Origin of the sequence: Kyrpidia tusciae DSM 2912 (assembly GCF_000092905.1) — a bacterium.
GTDB classification, from domain to species: domain Bacteria; phylum Bacillota; class Bacilli; order Kyrpidiales; family Kyrpidiaceae; genus Kyrpidia; species Kyrpidia tusciae.
Genome location: NC_014098.1, coordinates 2,880,289 through 2,896,831 on the forward strand (window position 1 = coordinate 2,880,289; position 16,543 = coordinate 2,896,831).

General features: G+C 59.8%; 18 protein-coding genes and 1 tRNA gene. 1 reads left to right on the forward strand and 18 read right to left on the reverse strand.

What is annotated here, in order from left to right:
• Nucleotides 1-157: 157 nt before the first annotated feature.
• The 4 genes from BTUS_RS14045 to BTUS_RS14060 all read right to left on the reverse strand — a co-directional run bounded on the left by BTUS_RS14045 (nt 158) and on the right by BTUS_RS14060 (nt 2,483).
• Nucleotides 158-892 (reverse strand): hypothetical protein, encoded by a 735-nt coding sequence (locus BTUS_RS14045; protein WP_013076732.1) that lies wholly within the window; start codon nt 890-892, stop codon nt 158-160.
• Between the two features lie 117 nt (nt 893-1,009).
• On the reverse strand, nt 1,010-1,300 hold the full coding sequence (locus tag BTUS_RS14050) for a YerC/YecD family TrpR-related protein (protein ID WP_013076733.1): 291 nt from the start codon (nt 1,298-1,300) through the stop codon (nt 1,010-1,012).
• Nucleotides 1,301-1,423: 123 nt separating this feature from the next.
• Complete coding sequence (locus BTUS_RS14055; RefSeq protein ID WP_013076734.1) at nt 1,424-2,200, reverse strand: enoyl-CoA hydratase/isomerase family protein; 777 nt, start codon at nt 2,198-2,200, stop codon at nt 1,424-1,426.
• Between the two features lie 70 nt (nt 2,201-2,270).
• Complete coding sequence (locus BTUS_RS14060) at nt 2,271-2,483, reverse strand: helix-turn-helix domain-containing protein (RefSeq protein ID WP_013076735.1); 213 nt, start codon at nt 2,481-2,483, stop codon at nt 2,271-2,273.
• 152 nt (nt 2,484-2,635) lie between these two features.
• On the opposite strand from BTUS_RS14060, the gene BTUS_RS14065 reads away from it, so the two are divergent.
• Nucleotides 2,636-3,067 (forward strand): helix-turn-helix domain-containing protein, encoded by a 432-nt coding sequence (locus tag BTUS_RS14065; RefSeq protein WP_013076736.1) that lies wholly within the window; start codon nt 2,636-2,638, stop codon nt 3,065-3,067.
• Between the two features lie 76 nt (nt 3,068-3,143).
• Here the strand turns inward: BTUS_RS14065 and BTUS_RS14070 are convergent.
• The 14 genes from BTUS_RS14070 to fliD all read right to left on the reverse strand — a co-directional run bounded on the left by BTUS_RS14070 (nt 3,144) and on the right by fliD (nt 16,532).
• Nucleotides 3,144-3,220, reverse strand: a tRNA-Ile gene (locus tag BTUS_RS14070).
• A gap of 67 nt (nt 3,221-3,287) precedes the next feature.
• Nucleotides 3,288-4,437 (reverse strand): peptide chain release factor 2 gene (gene prfB / locus BTUS_RS14075; protein ID WP_013076737.1). Its coding sequence is split into 2 segments (ribosomal slippage): nt 3,288-4,358 and nt 4,360-4,437, totalling 1,149 coding nucleotides; the frame shifts between segments, so codons are not numbered across the junction.
• Between the two features lie 10 nt (nt 4,438-4,447).
• Nucleotides 4,448-7,009, reverse strand: a complete 2,562-nt coding sequence (secA, locus tag BTUS_RS14080; protein ID WP_013076738.1) for a preprotein translocase subunit SecA — start codon at nt 7,007-7,009, stop codon at nt 4,448-4,450.
• A gap of 247 nt (nt 7,010-7,256) precedes the next feature.
• On the reverse strand, nt 7,257-7,799 hold the full coding sequence (gene hpf / locus BTUS_RS14085; protein WP_013076739.1) for a ribosome hibernation-promoting factor, HPF/YfiA family: 543 nt from the start codon (nt 7,797-7,799) through the stop codon (nt 7,257-7,259).
• 183 nt (nt 7,800-7,982) lie between these two features.
• Complete coding sequence (locus tag BTUS_RS14090; protein ID WP_013076740.1) at nt 7,983-8,186, reverse strand: cold shock domain-containing protein; 204 nt, start codon at nt 8,184-8,186, stop codon at nt 7,983-7,985.
• Between the two features lie 168 nt (nt 8,187-8,354).
• A complete protein-coding gene (locus BTUS_RS14095; RefSeq protein WP_013076741.1) occupies nt 8,355-9,077 on the reverse strand; it encodes an amino acid ABC transporter ATP-binding protein in 723 nt (240 codons plus the stop codon).
• A complete protein-coding gene (locus tag BTUS_RS14100; RefSeq protein WP_013076742.1) occupies nt 9,074-9,742 on the reverse strand; it encodes an amino acid ABC transporter permease in 669 nt (222 codons plus the stop codon). The genes BTUS_RS14095 and BTUS_RS14100 overlap by 4 nt, the downstream gene beginning before the upstream one ends.
• A gap of 141 nt (nt 9,743-9,883) precedes the next feature.
• On the reverse strand, nt 9,884-10,711 hold the full coding sequence (locus tag BTUS_RS14105) for a basic amino acid ABC transporter substrate-binding protein (RefSeq protein WP_013076743.1): 828 nt from the start codon (nt 10,709-10,711) through the stop codon (nt 9,884-9,886).
• Between the two features lie 237 nt (nt 10,712-10,948).
• Nucleotides 10,949-11,713 (reverse strand): LamB/YcsF family protein, encoded by a 765-nt coding sequence (locus tag BTUS_RS14110; protein WP_013076744.1) that lies wholly within the window; start codon nt 11,711-11,713, stop codon nt 10,949-10,951.
• Nucleotides 11,714-11,783: 70 nt separating this feature from the next.
• Nucleotides 11,784-12,785: a 5-oxoprolinase subunit C family protein gene (locus tag BTUS_RS14115; protein WP_013076745.1), complete on the reverse strand. Its 1,002-nt coding sequence runs from the start codon at nt 12,783-12,785 to the stop codon at nt 11,784-11,786.
• Nucleotides 12,782-13,477 carry a 5-oxoprolinase subunit PxpB gene (gene pxpB / locus BTUS_RS14120; protein WP_013076746.1) on the reverse strand — a complete coding sequence of 232 codons (696 nt, stop codon included), beginning with the start codon at nt 13,475-13,477 and terminating at the stop codon, nt 12,782-12,784. Before pxpB ends, BTUS_RS14115 begins: the two co-directional genes overlap by 4 nt.
• A 297-nt stretch (nt 13,478-13,774) precedes the next feature.
• The gene (locus BTUS_RS14130; RefSeq protein ID WP_013076747.1) at nt 13,775-14,206 is read right to left on the reverse strand and encodes a hypothetical protein; all 432 of its coding nucleotides are present in this window, start codon (nt 14,204-14,206) and stop codon (nt 13,775-13,777) included.
• Between the two features lie 12 nt (nt 14,207-14,218).
• Nucleotides 14,219-14,629 (reverse strand): flagellar export chaperone FliS, encoded by a 411-nt coding sequence (gene fliS, locus BTUS_RS14135; protein ID WP_013076748.1) that lies wholly within the window; start codon nt 14,627-14,629, stop codon nt 14,219-14,221.
• A gap of 61 nt (nt 14,630-14,690) precedes the next feature.
• Nucleotides 14,691-16,532, reverse strand: coding sequence for a flagellar filament capping protein FliD (fliD, locus tag BTUS_RS17060; RefSeq protein WP_013076749.1), 1,842 nt, complete (start codon nt 16,530-16,532; stop codon nt 14,691-14,693).
• Nucleotides 16,533-16,543: the final 11 nt, after the last annotated feature.

The window sequence follows — 16,543 nt, forward strand, 5'->3', positions numbered from 1 at the left end:
GACTGCATATGCCGTCCTTTATTATAGCAGGTTTCGTCCCGTCGTCCCAAAAGAGAATACCGAGGAGGTCAGCCTTCACCCGCCTTGCGTGAAAATGCCCGCCTGTCACCAGGCGGGCACCGCCGCTACTCTGAGTCGATTTCTTCACGCAGTTATCCTACGACTCGACCTTCGTCTCTTCCGTCTCTTCAGCGTCCTGCGCAGCCTTCTCGGTGGGTTTTCCAACTTCTTTCCCCCGACTGGCATCAGCGGCAGTCCAAGAATCCTTCGCCGCGTCATCCATGGCCAGCAGCGCCGCGCTCTCCCTCAGGGCCGCTTTCGCCGCGGCCCTGGCCGCGTTTTGATCGGTAGAAGCCGCGGCTCGATCGGCCGCTTTGCGCGTTTCCCCTTCGGTCCAGGCCGTCTCTCGGGCGTCCGCTTTCATCTCCGCCGCGCCCAAAGCGCGATTCGCGGCAGTTGCTCGCGTCCCGTCCGTCTCACCCGGGGTCGTCTGGTGAATCCCCGCCGGGCCGGGTGCAGGGGAAACCTCTCTCTCCTTGAGGTCGACCACCTGGGCGGGCTTGCTCCCAACCCGGGGTTCGCCTTTCGCTTGAAACTCCCTCACCGCCGCCGGAGAGCGACCCGAAGTGGAGGTTCCCCGAAAAACCGAGTCGTTCCGCGCCTGAGCATCCCCGGAAAACCGCCCTGAATCGGCGATTGAGCGATCTGAATTCTCCCGACGATCCTCGTCATCGAGACCCAGCCACTGGCTGAACTCCGTGTCCAACGCCGAGCGATCTTTCCACCGCGCCTCTGACCGCCCGCGATTTTCCTCCCGGGGATTGACAAAAAAATACCCCAGGGCGATGGCTACGGCAATGACGACCAAAGTCCAGAAAATGGCGTACGCCATTGGGCTTCCCTCCTTTCAAGCCTATTCTGCGGCCAGAAAGGAGCGTCCATACCTGGAGCCCTTAACAGGTTGCGGCACTCGGGGGAATCTCCGGGGGCGCCGTGCACCCGCGCCCGGTTATCGGCCGAGGCGGCTCAAAGCCAATTCGTATCCATCCGTCCCATTATTCAGGCATCGTTTCACCCGGCTGATGGTGGCGGTGCTGGCTCCGGTGAGCGCTTCAATGCGGCTGTACGTCAAACCCTCCCGAAGCATTCTCGCCACCTCCAGGCGTTGGGCCATCGCCTGCACTTCCCCCACGGTACAGAGATCATCGAAGAAACGATAGCATTCATCTAGCGATCGCAACTGCAGAATGGCCTCGAACAATTGGTCCACCGTCCGGTCCCGGAATCGATCGAGCTGCATCCGCCGCATCCTCCCCCATTCGGTCATCCCCGAGTGCATCCCGACCTTCGAGCTTCCGCTGCATCTTTACCTCTATTGTAACGCATCACTGCGCCAAAGTAATCGAGAAAATCGACCCCGGGATCAGCGCCCCTGAAACCGGGCTTTCCGCTTTTCCAAAAACGCCTGCATCCCTTCGGTAAAATCCGCGCTTCCGGCCGCCCAGCCTTGGTACGTCGCCTCCCGGTCCAGAGCCTCGGCCAAACTTCCGGCGGCGCCTTCATAAATCATCCGCTTGGTCAGGGCCATGGCGTAGGCCGGACCTTCCGCCAGTTGCTGAGCCCAGGCCAACGACGCTTCTTCGAGTTGCTCCCGGGGTACCACTCGATTGACCAACCCCGCCTGAAGCGCCTTCTCGGCATCCAGGGATTCCCCCGTCAGCGCCAATTCCATCGCCCGGGACACCCCGATCAATCTTGGCAAAAAATATGACGCCCCGGAGTCCGGCACCAATCCGATTCGAATAAAGGCCGAGACAAACCGGGCATCTTCCGAAGCGATCCTCAGATCTGCGGCCAAGGCCAAACTGAGGCCCGCCCCCGCCGCCACACCCCCCACCGCGGCCAGGATCGGCTTTGGCAGTTGTTGCATTTTCAAGATCAAAGGGTTAAAATCCCGCCGAACATGCATGTCGATCCGACCGAGCATGCCCGGATCCACCGACTTCAGGTCCAGCCCGGCACAGAACCCCTTGCCGGCCCCAGTGAGAAGCACCGACCGAACTCCCTCGTCCTGTTCGGCCCGGATGAGGGCCTCCCTCAACGAAGCGAGCACCTGGTCCGTCAGGGCGTTGAGCACCTCCGGCCGGTTCAACGTAATGACCGCCACCCCTTGGTTGACCTCGTACCTCACGTCCTCCATCTGTCACCTCTCCTTTCGCCAGCAATCCCAGTATATCGCCGGCGAAGGGCAGGGACAACCAACCGGTCGTTTACGGCTCATCCTCGACCAAAGCGGCCAAGTCCACCTCCAGCGCCCGGGCAATCTTGATCAGTTTCCCCACGCGACTGCCCCGGGTTCCCGCCTCCACCGCATAAATATAGCTTTGAGAAACTCCGGCTTTTTCCGCCAGTTCCCGCACAGTCATTCCCCGCTCCCGGCGCAGTTCCTTCAGGCGTTCACCCATCGTCGGTTTTTCCGCCATCGCGCACCCCTCCATCGCGATCTGAGATTTTCACGATTGAAGAAATCCGGGGAAAAAAGAAGGCCCGCCCGAGAATGCGGGCTTGAGTTTACACAAGTGTAGAGAAACGTTATACTGAAATGGAAAAGATTCACCATGAAGGATGATTTCCGATGAGCAACGCCTTTGGCGTAAAACTAAAGCAACTCCGGACGGAGCGGGGCTGGACGTTGGAGCAGCTCTCGGCCCGCTCGGGCTTGTCAATCAGCCATATCTCCTCCTTGGAACGCGGAACCCGAATGAAGCCTTCCTTTCAGGTGGCGGTACGGCTGGCCCGGGCCCTGGAAGTGCCCCTGGCCACCTTTCTGGAAGACGCCGGGAAGGAGGAATCCGACCCACTGGAACACCTTCCGCCGGAGATCAGGGAGTTTGTCAGTCGAGAGGACGCCACCCCTTATCTGTACCTCGCCAAGCGCCTGCAAGAAGCCCACGTATCCCTTCAAGAAATGGAACGATGGCTGCGCGATGAGCGTTCTTCCCCCGAACATGATCCACCACCTGGATCTTCGGATGACAAGCCTCGCCGGAAATCCACCCGGATTTAACCCCTTCAGGCGATTTTCACGATTGTGCAATTCCCCGTCAGAGAAAAAGGCGCGTCAGCGCCTTGTGTTGCTTTCATGGTGGGCCCACCAGGACTCGAACCTGGGACCATCCGGTTATGAGCCGGCGGCTCTGACCAACTGAGCTATGGGCCCCCGACCCTCGCGCCTATTGATATCATAACAGAGGAATCCGCCACCGGGCAAGCGGGAAACCGGCCCCTCACTGGGCAGCCGGTTTCGCCTCTGCATCCCGGTCCAACTGGGCCGCCGCCCGCTGGCGCAGCCAGGCGTCGATAAAGGCGTCGATATCCCCGTCCATCACGGCCTGGACATTCCCCGTCTCCACCCCGGTTCGGTGGTCTTTCACCATGGAATAGGGATGAAACACGTAGGAACGAATCTGGCTCCCCCAGGCGATCTCTTTTTGCTCGCCCCGGAGGGCAGCGATCTGCTCCTCCTGCTCCCGGCGGCGTCGTTCGTACAGCCGGGCGGCCAGGATCTTCATCGCCGTGGCGCGGTTCTTGATCTGGGACCGCTCGGACTGGCAGGTCACGACGATGCCCGTGGGGATATGGGTGATGCGCACCGCCGAATCGGTGGTGTTCACGTGCTGCCCACCGGCACCGCTGGACCGGTACGTGTCGATTTTCAGATCTTCCGGGCGGATATCCACATCGACAGATTCATCGAGTTCCGGCAGGACGTCCACCGAGGCAAAGCTGGTGTGGCGGCGCCCCGAGGCGTCGAAGGGGGAAATTCGCACCAACCGGTGCACACCCCGTTCGGCCTTGAGGTACCCGTAGGCGTTGTGACCTTTGATCAACAGAGTCACGCTTTTCACCCCGGCCTCCTCGCCCGGCAGATAGTCCAACGTCTCCACTTTGTAACCCCGGGATTCCGCCCAACGGGTGTACATCCGCAGGAGCATGGCCGTCCAGTCCTGGGACTCGGTCCCCCCGGCTCCGGGGTGGAGTTCCACAATGGCGTTGTTGCGGTCATAGGGGCCGCTCAGCATCAGCTCCAGTTCGAATTGACCCAGTTGGGAATGCACCTGGGTAATCCCCGCCTCGATCTCCCCGAGAACGGTCTCGTCCCCTTCCTCGTGACCGAGTTCCCACAAAACCTCCAGATCCTCCACCCGACTGCGCAGGCCCTCCACCCGCTCCACCACATCTTTCAAGCGGTTGACCTCGGCGATCACCTTTTGGGCGCCTTCCTGGTCGTCCCAAAAATCGGCCGCCGCCATGCGCTGTTCCATACCGGCGATCTGTTTCTTTTTCCCGGCGAGGTCAAAGAGACCTCCCGATTTCGTCGAGCCGTTCCACCAGATCGTGGAGCGCCTGACGGAGTTCACCAAAGGTTTGCGCCATCCTCAACACCTCACGCACCATGACATTTTTTATACTTTTTCCCGCTGCCGCAGGGGCAGAGATCATTGCGGCCCACCTGGTCCTTGCTGACCACCGGCTTTTTCGCTTTTCCCTCGCCGGGCGCCGGCTCTCCGGGATTCACCTGTTGTGCCGTGCCCGTCGGCTCACTGGGACCCACCGCTTCGCCCTGCACCACCACTTGCTGCTGGACGACTTCGGGCTGCGCCACGGCGATGTACGCTTTGAAAATGAAGGTGGCCACTTCTTCCCGGATGCTGTGGATCATCTCCTCAAACATCTGGAAGCCCTCGAACTTATATTCCACCAACGGATCCCGCTGGCCGTACGCCCGCAGGTGAATGCCCTGGCGCAGATGGTCCATGGCATCGATGTGATCCATCCATTTGCTGTCCACCGCCCGCAGCAGGACGACCTTTTCAAAATCCCGCATCATCGGGCCAAGCTGCTGTTCCCGCATGTCGTACTGCCGATTGACCGCTTCCATCAGCAGGTCGTGCAGCTCATCCCGGTCTTTATCGGCTAGCCCTTCGAGCTCTATAGCCCCGGGCAGCAGGAAGGTCCGCTCGGCGTATTCCAGCAGCCCTTTGAGATCCCACTCCTCGGGGATCGCGTCCTGGGGGGCGTAAGTATCGAGCATCCAGTCGATCAGATCTTCCACCATGCCGACGACGATTTCCCGCAGGTTATCCCGTTCGAGGATCTCCCGGCGCTGCTTGTACATGATCTCCCGCTGCTGGTTCATCACGTCGTCGTACTTCAGCACGTGCTTCCGCAGATCGAAATTGTTGCCCTCGACCTTTTTCTGAGCGCTTTCAATGGCCCGGGTGACCAGCCGGCTTTCGATCGGCTGATCTTCCTCCAGCCCCAGTCGGTCCATGACCGCCATGGTGTTCTCCGATCCGAACAGGCGCATCAAATCGTCTTCCAGCGACAGATAAAACTGGGATGACCCCGGATCCCCCTGGCGGCCCGCCCGGCCTCGGAGCTGGTTGTCGATCCGCCGGCTTTCATGCCGCTCGGTACCAATGATATGCAGACCGCCGAGTTCCGCCACCCCGTCTTCCAAAATGATGTCCGTGCCCCGGCCGGCCATGTTGGTCGCGATGGTCACCGCCCCCCGGTGACCGGCTTTGGCCACGATCTCCGCCTCACGTTCGTGGTGCTTGGCGTTGAGGACTTGGTGCCGGATTCCGCGTTTTTTCAGCATCTCCGACAGCCGCTCGGATTTCTCGATGGAGGTCGTCCCCACCAGCACCGGCTGTCCAGTGGCGTGGCGCCGGACGATCTCCTCCACCACCGCCCGGAACTTGGCCTCTTCGGTCTTGTACACGACATCCGGCAGGTCCGTGCGGATCATCGGTTTGTTCGTCGGGATGACCACGACGTCCATTCCGTAGATGCTGCGCAACTCTTCTTCCTCGGTCTTCGCGGTACCCGTCATGCCGGCCAGCTTCTTGTACATCCGGAAGTAGTTCTGAAGCGTGATTGTCGCCAGGGTTTTGCTCTCGTTCTGAATCCGCACCCCTTCTTTGGCCTCGATTGCCTGGTGCAATCCTTCGGAGTACCGGCGGCCGTACATCAGGCGGCCCGTAAACTCGTCCACGATGATGACTTCGCCATTTTGAACCACGTAGTCCCGGTCCAATTTGAACAAACCGTGCGCTTTCAAAGCCTGGGTGATATGGTGATGAATCAGGACGTTGGCGTGGTCATAGAGATTTTGGATATTGAAAAACCGCTCGGCCTTCTGAACCCCTTGCTCGGTCAACGTGACGGACTTGGCCTTTTCGTCCACCGTGTAGTCCTCTCCGGGTTTCATGTTCGCCACGAGCAAATTCGCCCGCACGTACAGATCGGTGGATTTTTCCGCCGGTCCGGAGATGATCAGCGGCGTGCGGGCCTCGTCGATGAGGATGCTGTCCACCTCGTCGACGATGGCGTAATGAAGGGGCCGCTGAACCATCTGCTCTTTTTGGAGCACCATGTTGTCCCGGAGGTAATCGAAGCCGAACTCATTGTTGGTTCCGTAGGTGATGTCCGCCCGGTACGCTTCCTGCTTCTGCCCATGGGTCATGCCCGGGATATTCAGGCCCACCGTCAGACCGAGAAAGCGATGAATCTGACCCATCCATTCCGAGTCGCGCCGGGCGAGATAATCGTTCACCGTCACCACGTGAACCCCTTGTCCAGCCAGAGCGTTCAAATACGAAGGGAGGGTCGCCACCAAGGTTTTCCCTTCACCGGTTTTCATCTCTGCGACCCGGCCCTGGTGAAGGACGATCCCCCCCAGGAGCTGAACGTCAAAATGTCTCATGCCCAACGTCCGGCGGGCAGCCTCCCGCACCACCGCAAAAGCCTCGGGCAACAGGTCATCCAGGTCTTCGCCGTTCGCGTGCCGCTGCTTAAACTCCGTCGTCTTGGCCTGCAGCTGTTCATCCGAAAGCCCTTGAACCTCGGGCTCAAGGGCGTTAATCTGCTCCACAATCGGCTGCAGCCGTTTCACTTCTCGCTCATTCGAACCGCCGACAATCCTCTTGAGGAGTCCCAGCAAACCGGACCACTCCTTTCTCCTCTCATCCTCCGCCCGCCGAGCGCCCCGCCGCCGGGGTCCGCATCGGCGGCCGGCCCTTGTCGGCCGACATCATCTCAGACAGTTATTGTAGCACCTTTTGTCAGCGGAAGCCAGTCCGAGAGCACATCCAGAATCTAGGAAGAAGCAAAAGTAGCGGCACGAGAAAAGCGGGCTCCAGCCATCGCCGGACCCCGCTCAGTCCCCGTTCAAGGTCGCAACCCCGAACTCAAAACGCCGGCTCAATCAACCCGTAGTTTCCGTCTTTGCGCCGGTAGACCACATTCACTTCGTCCGTGTCCGCATTGGCGAAGACGAAAAAGTCGTGCCCCAACAGATCCATCTGCAGAATGGCTTCTTCCACCGGCATGGGCTTGACCGGGAACCGCTTCACCCGGACCACTTCCCCGGCAATCTCCCGCTGGCCCTCCTTGGCCGGCTCCACCTCCGCCGTCAGCGTCCGGATCCCCGCCTGCCGGAACCGTTTATTGATCTTAGATTTATGGCGTTCCGCCTGTGAGACCAGTTTGTCGACAACGAGATCCAAGGAACCGTACATATCCCCAGACTCTTCTTCGGCACGGAACACGATGCCTCCCAGGGTCATCGTCACCTCCACCTTGTGAAGGCCCCGCTTCACCGATAAGGTGACGTACACATCCTGGTCGGCCGGCGCGTCGAAGTACTTCTCTAAGCGCCCCACCTTGCGTACCGCGTACTCGCGAAGAGCTTCTGTCACAGCCAAATTATCTCCGCGCACGTGGATTCTCATGGGGACACCCCTCCCTTTGGTCTCTGTATGAAATATTCCCTAAGTCTGCGTAAATTCCTGCCGAATCCCCGGGGGAACTATGGGGATTTTTCGTGACAAAAGAAAAGGGCCGGGCCACAGGCGGACACCGGCTCCCATTCCTCGCGTCGCGGATGGATCAGAGAAACAACGAACCCCCCGGGCTCACAGCCCCATCGGCACCACGTTGGCCGCCTGAGGACCCCGAGCCCCCTGAACGATGTCGAATTCCACCAATTGTCCCTCGGACAGCGTGCGGAATCCCTGGGATTGAATGGCCGAATAATGAACGAACACGTCTTCCCCGTCCTCTCGGGAGATAAACCCGTACCCCTTGTCCGGGTTGAACCATTTGACTCGTCCTTGCATGGATTCCTTCCTTCCCCTCGGGTAATTGCGCGGCCGCCCCCAAGCGTCCGGGAACGGCGGTGGCGCTACCCGTAGTGTACGCCAAACACATCCAATCAATACCGCCAAGGGGCCGGCAGGCACATCCGCTTGACCCCAAGGGCGAAACCGCGGCCGGGGCACCAAGCCTCAAAGCACCTTGCTGAGAAATGCCCGGGTTCTCTCGGACCGAGGGGCCCCGAACAACTGGGCGGGATCCCCTTCCTCCATGATGATCCCCTCGTCCATAAACAACACCCGGTCGCTCACCTCCCGGGCAAAACCCATTTCGTGAGTGACCACGATCATCGTCATGCCCTCTTTGGCCAGGTCTTTCATCACGGCGAGCACCTCGCCCACCATTTCCGGGTCCAACGCGGACGTCGGCTCGTCGAACAGCATCACCTTCGGCTTCATCGCCAGAGCCCGGGCGATGGCCACCCGCTGCTGTTGCCCACCGGATAACTGTTCCGGGTAGGCGTCCGCCTTGTCTGACAACCCAACTTTCGCCAGCAGGGCCCGGGCTTGACCCATGGCCTCCTCCCGGGGGACCTTTCTCACCTTCATCGGGGCGAGGATGATATTTTGCAGAGCCGTCATATGCGGGAAAAGGTTGAACCGCTGAAACACCATCCCCACTTCCCGGCGCACGGCATTGATGTCACACTTCGGATCGGACACCCGGATGCCGTCGATCACCACTTCCCCGGAGGTCACCGTCTCCAGGCCATTTAAACAGCGCAAAAATGTGCTTTTCCCGGAACCGGAGGGGCCGATGACGCAGACCACCTCCTGCTCCCGGACATCGCAGTTGACCCCTTTGAGCACTTCGAGATCCCCGAAGCGCTTGTGCAGATCCCGGACGTGGATCACGCCTGCCCGTACCTCCTCTCCAGATAAGCCACCACCTGCTGCAGAACCAAGGTCAGGACCAGATACACAAAGGCCAGGGTCAAAAAGGGTTCCCAAGGCGACAGGATCCGCCCGAACATCAGGTTCATCTGGGTGGCGATCTCGCCCCCGGCGATCACCGCCAGAAGGGATGAATCCTTGAGAAGAGCGATGGCTTCATTCCCGAGAGGCGGCAGCATGCGGCGAAACGCTTGGGGCAGAATCACGTACAGCATCGCCTGGCCCGCCCGCAGCCCCAGGGACCGAGCCGCCTCCATCTGGCCCCGGTCGATGGACTGGATCCCCGCCCGAAAAATCTCCGCCACATACGCGGCGGAGTTGAGCAACAGCGCGATGGTGCCCGAGATCTGCGCGTCCAGAGCCCGCCCGCCGTTAAACAGCGGGATCACGGCAAAATGCAGCAGAAGGATTTGCACAAAAAGGGGCGTGCCCCGGAAAAATGTAATATAAGCCAAGGCGGGCCACCGCCACCACCAGCCCCGCCCCAGCCGCATCAAGCCGAGAATCAGACCGAGCAACGTGCCGGCCAGGACGGCGATCACCGTGACCTCGATGGTCACCAGAGTTCCTTGGAGAATGAGAGGCCAATAGTCCCGAATGACTTCCCAGCGAAAATGAAACCCCACCGGGTTCCCTCCTCGTTTGCGCGATCACAGCCGGTCCTCCGGCCCGCCTTTCCTGGCGCGATACCCACACACACGAAATGGGCACGGAACCGCACCGAGGTTCCATGCCCACCGCCGGCCCCCTTGAACCCGAGCCGCGCTTTATTCCGCCGGGGGAGCCGATCCGAAATATTTTTTGTAAATGGTGTCATAGGTGCCGTCGCTCTTTACCTTGGCGAGGCCGTCATTGATCTTCTCTAACAGTGCCGTGTTCCCTTTCTTGACGGCGATGCCGTAGTATTCCTTGGGAAACTTGGGATCGGTGTAATGCTCGAATCCCTTGGAGGAATTCTGACGGATATAGTCGAGCACCACCCCGTTATCGGCCACCACGGCATCGACCCCTTTGTTTTTCAGATCCTCCAAGGCGAGGGGCGTCGTGTCATAACGCTTGATATTCGGGTCTGTTTTGCCCAGAAAATCTGTGACAATCTCATCCCCGGTGGTCCCGGTCTGGACCCCCACTTTCTTGCCCTTCAGATCTTGAAGGGTCCTTATCGGCGAACCCGGCGGCACCACGATCATCTGCTGCGCTTGAAAATATGGATTGGAAAAGTCCATAGACTGTTTGCGCTCATCGGTGATCGTAATGGCGGAAATCAAAATATCCCGCTGGCCAATGGACAGAGCCTGAAAAATGCCCTTCCACGGGGTGTTTTCAAACTTCACCTGAAACCCCGCCGCCTTCGCCACCGCATTCAGTAAGTCGATGTCGAATCCTTCGATCTGATTGGTCTGGGGATTCACCGACTCAAAGGGCGCATAAGCCGCATCGGTGCCCACCACGTAAACTTGACTGCTATTGTTGGTTCCCCCGCCCGTCGATGACGCCCCGGAAGGTGCGCTGGAGGACGCGCCGCACCCCGCCAGGGCTATCCCCAGTGCCAAAGCGGCGACCCCGGCCCAGCCTTTGCGGACCCAATCTCTCACCTGTAGATCCCCCTTTGTGTGTTCGGCGGCTCTTGAATCTCGCCTGCGAAGGGCTTGTCCACCCGATCTGCAGCAAAACGCCAATGCCGCACTTCTCTGTCAATATGACTCTACCGGATCTCGGTATATTCGTCAACGTTAACATGTTACAAGAAAGGACATCCGCCATGCAAATGAAATTTTATGGGTACCGCCGGTTTGCCGCCGCGCCTTCCGGCAACATTGTCCCTCCACCCGCTAGACCCGCCCCACGGCTTTTACCGCAATTCCCGCCGCCGCTAAAGCTTGGCGGATGCGCCGGGCGAATTCCACAGCATTGGGGCCGTCCCCGTGGATACAAACGGTATCCGCCCGGATCTCTACGTCCGTACCCTGTTGGGACCTGACTTTGCCTTCCTTTACCATGCGGATGACCTGAGCGACCGCTTGATCCGCGTCCCGGATCAGGGCATCCGGCTGTCGACGGGGCGTCAGCGTCCCGTCTCCCTGATACGTCCGGTCGGCGAACACTTCACTGGCGGTCTGAAGCCCGACCCGCCGGCCGGCCTTGACCAATTCACCGCCCGACAAGCCAAACAGAACTAAAGACGGGTCAACGGCGTAAACCGCCTGGGCGATGGCCAGGGCGAGGGTGGGATCCTTCGCGGCCATGTTGTACAGGGCTCCGTGAGGTTTCACATGCTCCATCCGCCCTCCGGCGGCCCGGACAAAACCATAAAGCGCCCCTACCTGGTAGACCACCATATCGTAGGCCTCTTCCGGAGTGATCGCCATGTTTCGGCGTCCGAATCCCTGCCGGTCCGGCAAGCCCGGATGGGCCCCCACCGCCACCCCTCTTTCCACCGCCAGTTGGACAGTCTTGCGCATGACCGCCGGGTCGCCGGCGTGAAACCCGCAGGCGATATTGGCGGAACTGACCACATCGAGCAGGGGCCCATCCTGGCCGAGGGTGTAGACGCCGAAGCTCTCCCCCATGTCGCTGTTCAGATCAATGCGGTACATCATATTACCCCCTTTGGTCGCGACGGGGCGCGCCGCCGTGCCACCGCGCCACCCGCCAAAAATCCGGTGGTCATACCCGGGCGTAGCGCAAAAAAGCCCGTAACCGGCCGATGTCTGCTTCCCGCTTCCTCAGCAACCTCTGGGCTTCCTCCAGTTCAATCCGGGTAAAACGCAGCCGCCCGCCCGGGCGGACCTGGGCCACCACGGGAAGATCCACCGTCGCCACCTGGGCGATTTTCGGATAGCCGCCCATCGTCTGATGGTCCGCCAACAGAAGGATCGGCCGCCCGTCGGGAGGCACCTGAAGGGTGCCTGTGGTGACCGCCTCGGAGATCATCTCCATGGGCCGGGCCAGCGCCAATTTTGGCCCATCTAACCGATAGCCCATGCGATCGGACTGGGGCAGGACGACAAAATCCGCTTCGAATACCCTCCGCCGGGATTCTTCGGAAAAAGCTTCAAACTGCGGCCCGGTCATCGCCCTCACCTGGGGATGCGGTTCGTACTTCGGCAAAAGGCGCGGATCCACACCCCAGGGTGCCGGGACAAAGCTTCTCCCCTGGAGCTGCGATGCCCAGGTGTTCATGAGGGCCCGGGCCCATTCCCCGGGCCGCCCGACGGGCAGAACGTCACCCGACTGAAGCGCCCGCCCTTTGTACCCACCGATCCCCGCCCGCAAATACGTACTCCCGCTGCCCATCACTTTTGGAACGTCGATCCCCCCGGCCACCCCCAGGTACATCCGGCACCCCGAGGGCTCCGGATCAAAATCGAGCACCGCGCCGGAGCGCACCAGAACGGGCCGCCAAAGAGGGACCGGGGCGCCATCGATGCGGGGCACAAGACCCGCTCCGGTTATGGCAATCAGGGATCGCTCTTCGAAACAGATCCGCGGCCCCACCAAAGTCATCTCGACGGCCGGGGCGCCCTCCGGGTTCCCCACCAGAAGATTGGCGACCCGCAGGGCAAAACCATCCATCGCCCCGCTGACGATGACCCCGTATTTTTGATAGCCAACTCTCCCACAATCCTGGACCGTGGTCAGCAGACCGGGCTTCACGACCCGAATCATCCCCCGTCATCCCCTGCGGCCAGGCGATCGTACTCGTCGCGATCGATGGCGTAAAATCTCACCCGGTCTCCCGCCGCCAAAAGGCTGGGTGGATCGTCCTCGGGCCTGAACAACCGAAGGGGGGTCCGGCCGATCAACCGCCAACCTCCCGGCGTTTCGATGGGATACACCCCGGTCTGCCCCCCGGCGATCCCCACCGACCCCGCGGGGATGGCGAGTCGGGGGGTCGCCAGGCGGGGAGTGGCGATTCTCTCGGACATCCCACCGAGATAGGGAAATCCCGGCGCAAAACCGATGGCGTAAACGGTATACTCCCCGGCCGTATGGATGCGGACCACTTCCTCCGCCGTCAAATCGTGATGGGCGGCCACATCTTCGAGATCGGGGCCAAATTCCCCGCCATAACACACGGGAATCTTCACCACCCGGACTTCTCGGTCCAAAAAAGCAGGAGCGAGGGTCAGCCGCCGCAACAATTCAGCCTTCACTTCAGAATAAGACGCCCGGCAGGGGTCATAAAAGACGGTCACCGTGGTAAAGGCGGGGACGCATTCCACCATGCCCGGAATCGGCACGGTCTCCAAATGATCCGCAAAAGCCATAATCCGGGCGTGAGTACTCGCCTCGACAGCGTCCCCGAACCGGATCAACACCGCCGAATCTCCGACAGGAGTTACGTCCAGGTGGCCCATGATCCTCCACCCCCTCTCCCTACTCGATCACCATACCACGCCCGCCCGCAACCGCCAACCGTGAGCCGGCCGGCAACACCCACGAGTCCACAGATTTATCCACAACCCGGACCACTTGCTTTGGGGAAAAGAGGACTGTTATCCACACCATCCACATTCCCCACAAAAAAGAGCTGCACCAAGGTTTTATCACCCAAGTGCAGCCTGACTCCATGGAACCCTTTTGAATCGGCGATCCCGGCCGGCCCCTCGACATCCCGGGGTGGTCCCGGCCCTTGCCATCTCCGCCCGAAGCGATTACCTTCGACGGTCAAAAAAAACCCCGTCCGGCGTCCCCCCACCCTGGCGATAGGTCTTTTCAACTTTGAGTGACTGTTGCAGCCCGAGCAACGTGTCACCCACCTTCCCGAGAAGATTGACGAAAGTTTGCTGTAAGCGGCGGTCCTGCTCCATCACCGCTTCAAACTGGTCTTTGACCTGACCGGCGGCATCCCGGATCTCGGGATCCGGATGGTCCAACAGTGCGGCCAAGCGGAGATCCTCGGGAGACATGACTTCCCGGAGCTGTTCAAATACCTCTTTCCGGGTGTCCGATAAGGTCATCACCCGCTGCACGGCGTCCTCTTCACCGGCCGCCCGGAGAATGTCCTCACCAAGATCTGACATCCGCTTCAAAAGTCCTTGTTGGGTATGCAAAACCGCTAACAGTCCCTCTTTGTCTAAACTCATGGTCGCTTCCTCTCATATGGAACCGAGTTGCTCGGCGCGGACGGAAGCTTGTCGGAGCGCGAGAGCCGCGTTCGCCCACGCCTCGCGCAACTCCCGAACCTGTTCCAAGACTTCCTCCACCGGCACCGGATCCTTGGTGACGTTCGCCTCCACCAAACGACGGTGATAGTAATCGTATAAAGCCGCCAGAGAATGGGAGATCTCGTAATCCATCTTTAACGTTACGGTCAATTCCCGCAAGATATCCTGACTCCGCAAGAGAAACGCATGGGCGTCCGCACGGCGACCCTCCACAAGGGCCCGCTTGGCTGCTTCGAGAAACTGGATCAATCCATCGTATAACATGAGCAACAGCCGGTCTGGCGCCGCCGTCTGCACCGCCGTATTGCGATAGGCGACAGAGGCCCGATCCATATCGGTCATCCCGTTCACCCCCGTTCATTCCCTTAATCCGATTCCGCCAGTTCGATGACAGGTTATCGGATCAGTGACCCGCCATCATCGATTGAAAGAATCCCGCTTGGCTGTTCAATTGGGACAGGGCCTGTTCCATGGCGGTAAACTGTTGGTAGTAATACTGACGTTTCTGGTCCAATTGCTGCTGCATCTCCGCCGCCCGGGTGTCGATCTCCCGGACCTGTTGACCGATCCAACTGTTGTCCACCAGGTCCGACGCGCTGCCCGCCTCTTGGCTGATCTGGTCGATGGCGGTATTGACCGCATTATAGAGTTTTGCGGCAATCCCGGCCCCCGGGCTGCTGGTATCCGTCAAGCTCGAGGTCGGATTGGTGAACAGCCGCATCACCGCCTGGGGATCCGCCTGCACCGCCGCCCGGAGTTGATCTTCGTTCACGTGCAGTTGTCCGTACTCCCACCAATCTCCCGTGGTGATGCCGATAGACGCCAAGCTGTTCAGGGTCACGGTCTGCCCGTTCACCGTGGAAGGCGCCTGTCCCTGAAGAACCGACCCGGCAATTCCCCGCAGGCTGTCGATAACATTCCCCAAAAGGGGGTCACTGGACAACATGCCGCTTTTAGCCATTGTCTCCCACTTTGTAATCTGATCCTGGGTCATCTGGGCCTTCTGATCGTCGGTGAGAGGCGGATAGTCGTAGTTCCGTTTCTCGTGGTACAGATCGTTCATCGTCTTCATCAGACTGTTGTATTTATCCACAAACCCCTCAATGGCTTTGACGATGGAGTCGACGTCGGTGGAGACAGTCACCGTCGCCGACCCAGTCGCACCAAATTGGAACGTCACGCCATTCAGCGTATAGGAATTGGAATGACTAGTGGTGGTCAGCCCGTTGATCGTAAACGACGCGTCCTGCCCCGTGGCGGAAGTCGGCAATTTCAGGACGGATGTAAGAAACTGTCCGCTCAGATTCAGCGTCGCGTTGGAGCCCGTTGTCTGTGTGGTTACCGACACTTTACCGGATGCGCTGTCATAAAACACGGTCACGCCCGAAGCCGTACTTCCATTCACCAGCGCGATGATATCGTTGAGAGACATTTTCGCCGGATCAATCGCGGCCGAAGAACCGCCTTGGTTGGCGGTGAATCCGTTTACACTGAAACTGTACCCCCAGTCATATGTCGCCGTCACTGTGTTTCCGGCAACCGTGACGCTGCTCCCAAAAGTGATCTTACCTGTGGTCGTGTCCAAGGCGATCTGTCCCGCACCGGCAGTTCCATTCACCACCAAGTTCCCATTTGACTTCGAATAAATGGTTCCGTTTACATTCACGGAGAATGTGTCCGGGTTGACAATTCCATGAGTCAATTGAGCATACAGATTCCCTCCACCGGCATCCGCAACCGTCACAGTCTCTTGGAACCCCAATTGGTCATACACAACTGGATTGGCTAGATTGCCTGACTGTGATAACAATGGCTGGCTGGGATCAAACGTCTTACCCGCTGCCACAACGGAAGATGTGCTGACCGCATACGCGGCGGTGGCCAATTGATTCACGGAAACCGTGTACGTACCCGCGGTCGCCGTCGCAGACGCTGACGCAGAGACAGCGGACGAATTCGTCGACCCGGCCGTTTTCGCCAGAAACGTCGATTGGAGCTTCATCGAGAACAACGCATTGGTCCGAAAATCCAAGAGTGCGCTGTTGACCTGCCGGTAATCGTCCTGTTTCCACTGCCAAATCTGCTTTTGTTGAAGCAGGCGGTTCAGGGGAATGCTCTCCGCCTGCATCATGGCTTTGACCATGCTGTCCGTGTCGATGCCGGAGGCGAGCCCGGCGATGTGGCTGTAGTCGATGGCATTGAAACTGTTGCTGGATCCTGTTGACCCCGTCGCCCCGAGAATCATTCCCGCACCCC

Bases quoted from the DNA above. Each gene is read 5' to 3' on its own strand.
- BTUS_RS14050 (WP_013076733.1), bottom strand. From the start codon at position 1,300: ATGCAGCTCGATCGATTCCGGGACCGGACGGTGGACCAATTGTTCGAG.
- BTUS_RS14110 (WP_013076744.1), bottom strand. From the start codon at position 11,713: ATGTACCGCATTGATCTGAACAGCGACATGGGGGAGAGCTTCGGCGTC.
- BTUS_RS14115 (WP_013076745.1), bottom strand. From the start codon at position 12,785: ATGATTCGGGTCGTGAAGCCCGGTCTGCTGACCACGGTCCAGGATTGT.
- BTUS_RS14045 (WP_013076732.1), bottom strand. From the start codon at position 892: ATGGCGTACGCCATTTTCTGGACTTTGGTCGTCATTGCCGTAGCCATC.
- fliD (WP_013076749.1), bottom strand. From the start codon at position 16,532: ATGATTCTCGGGGCGACGGGGTCAACAGGATCCAGCAACAGTTTCAAT.
- BTUS_RS14130 (WP_013076747.1), bottom strand. From the start codon at position 14,206: ATGAGTTTAGACAAAGAGGGACTGTTAGCGGTTTTGCATACCCAACAA.
- BTUS_RS14055 (WP_013076734.1), bottom strand. From the start codon at position 2,200: ATGGAGGACGTGAGGTACGAGGTCAACCAAGGGGTGGCGGTCATTACG.
- fliS (WP_013076748.1), bottom strand. From the start codon at position 14,629: ATGACCGATATGGATCGGGCCTCTGTCGCCTATCGCAATACGGCGGTG.
- BTUS_RS14060 (WP_013076735.1), bottom strand. From the start codon at position 2,483: ATGGCGGAAAAACCGACGATGGGTGAACGCCTGAAGGAACTGCGCCGG.
- hpf (WP_013076739.1), bottom strand. From the start codon at position 7,799: ATGAGAATCCACGTGCGCGGAGATAATTTGGCTGTGACAGAAGCTCTT.
- BTUS_RS14090 (WP_013076740.1), bottom strand. From the start codon at position 8,186: ATGCAAGGACGAGTCAAATGGTTCAACCCGGACAAGGGGTACGGGTTT.
- pxpB (WP_013076746.1), bottom strand. From the start codon at position 13,477: ATGGGCCACCTGGACGTAACTCCTGTCGGAGATTCGGCGGTGTTGATC.
- BTUS_RS14065 (WP_013076736.1), top strand. From the start codon at position 2,636: ATGAGCAACGCCTTTGGCGTAAAACTAAAGCAACTCCGGACGGAGCGG.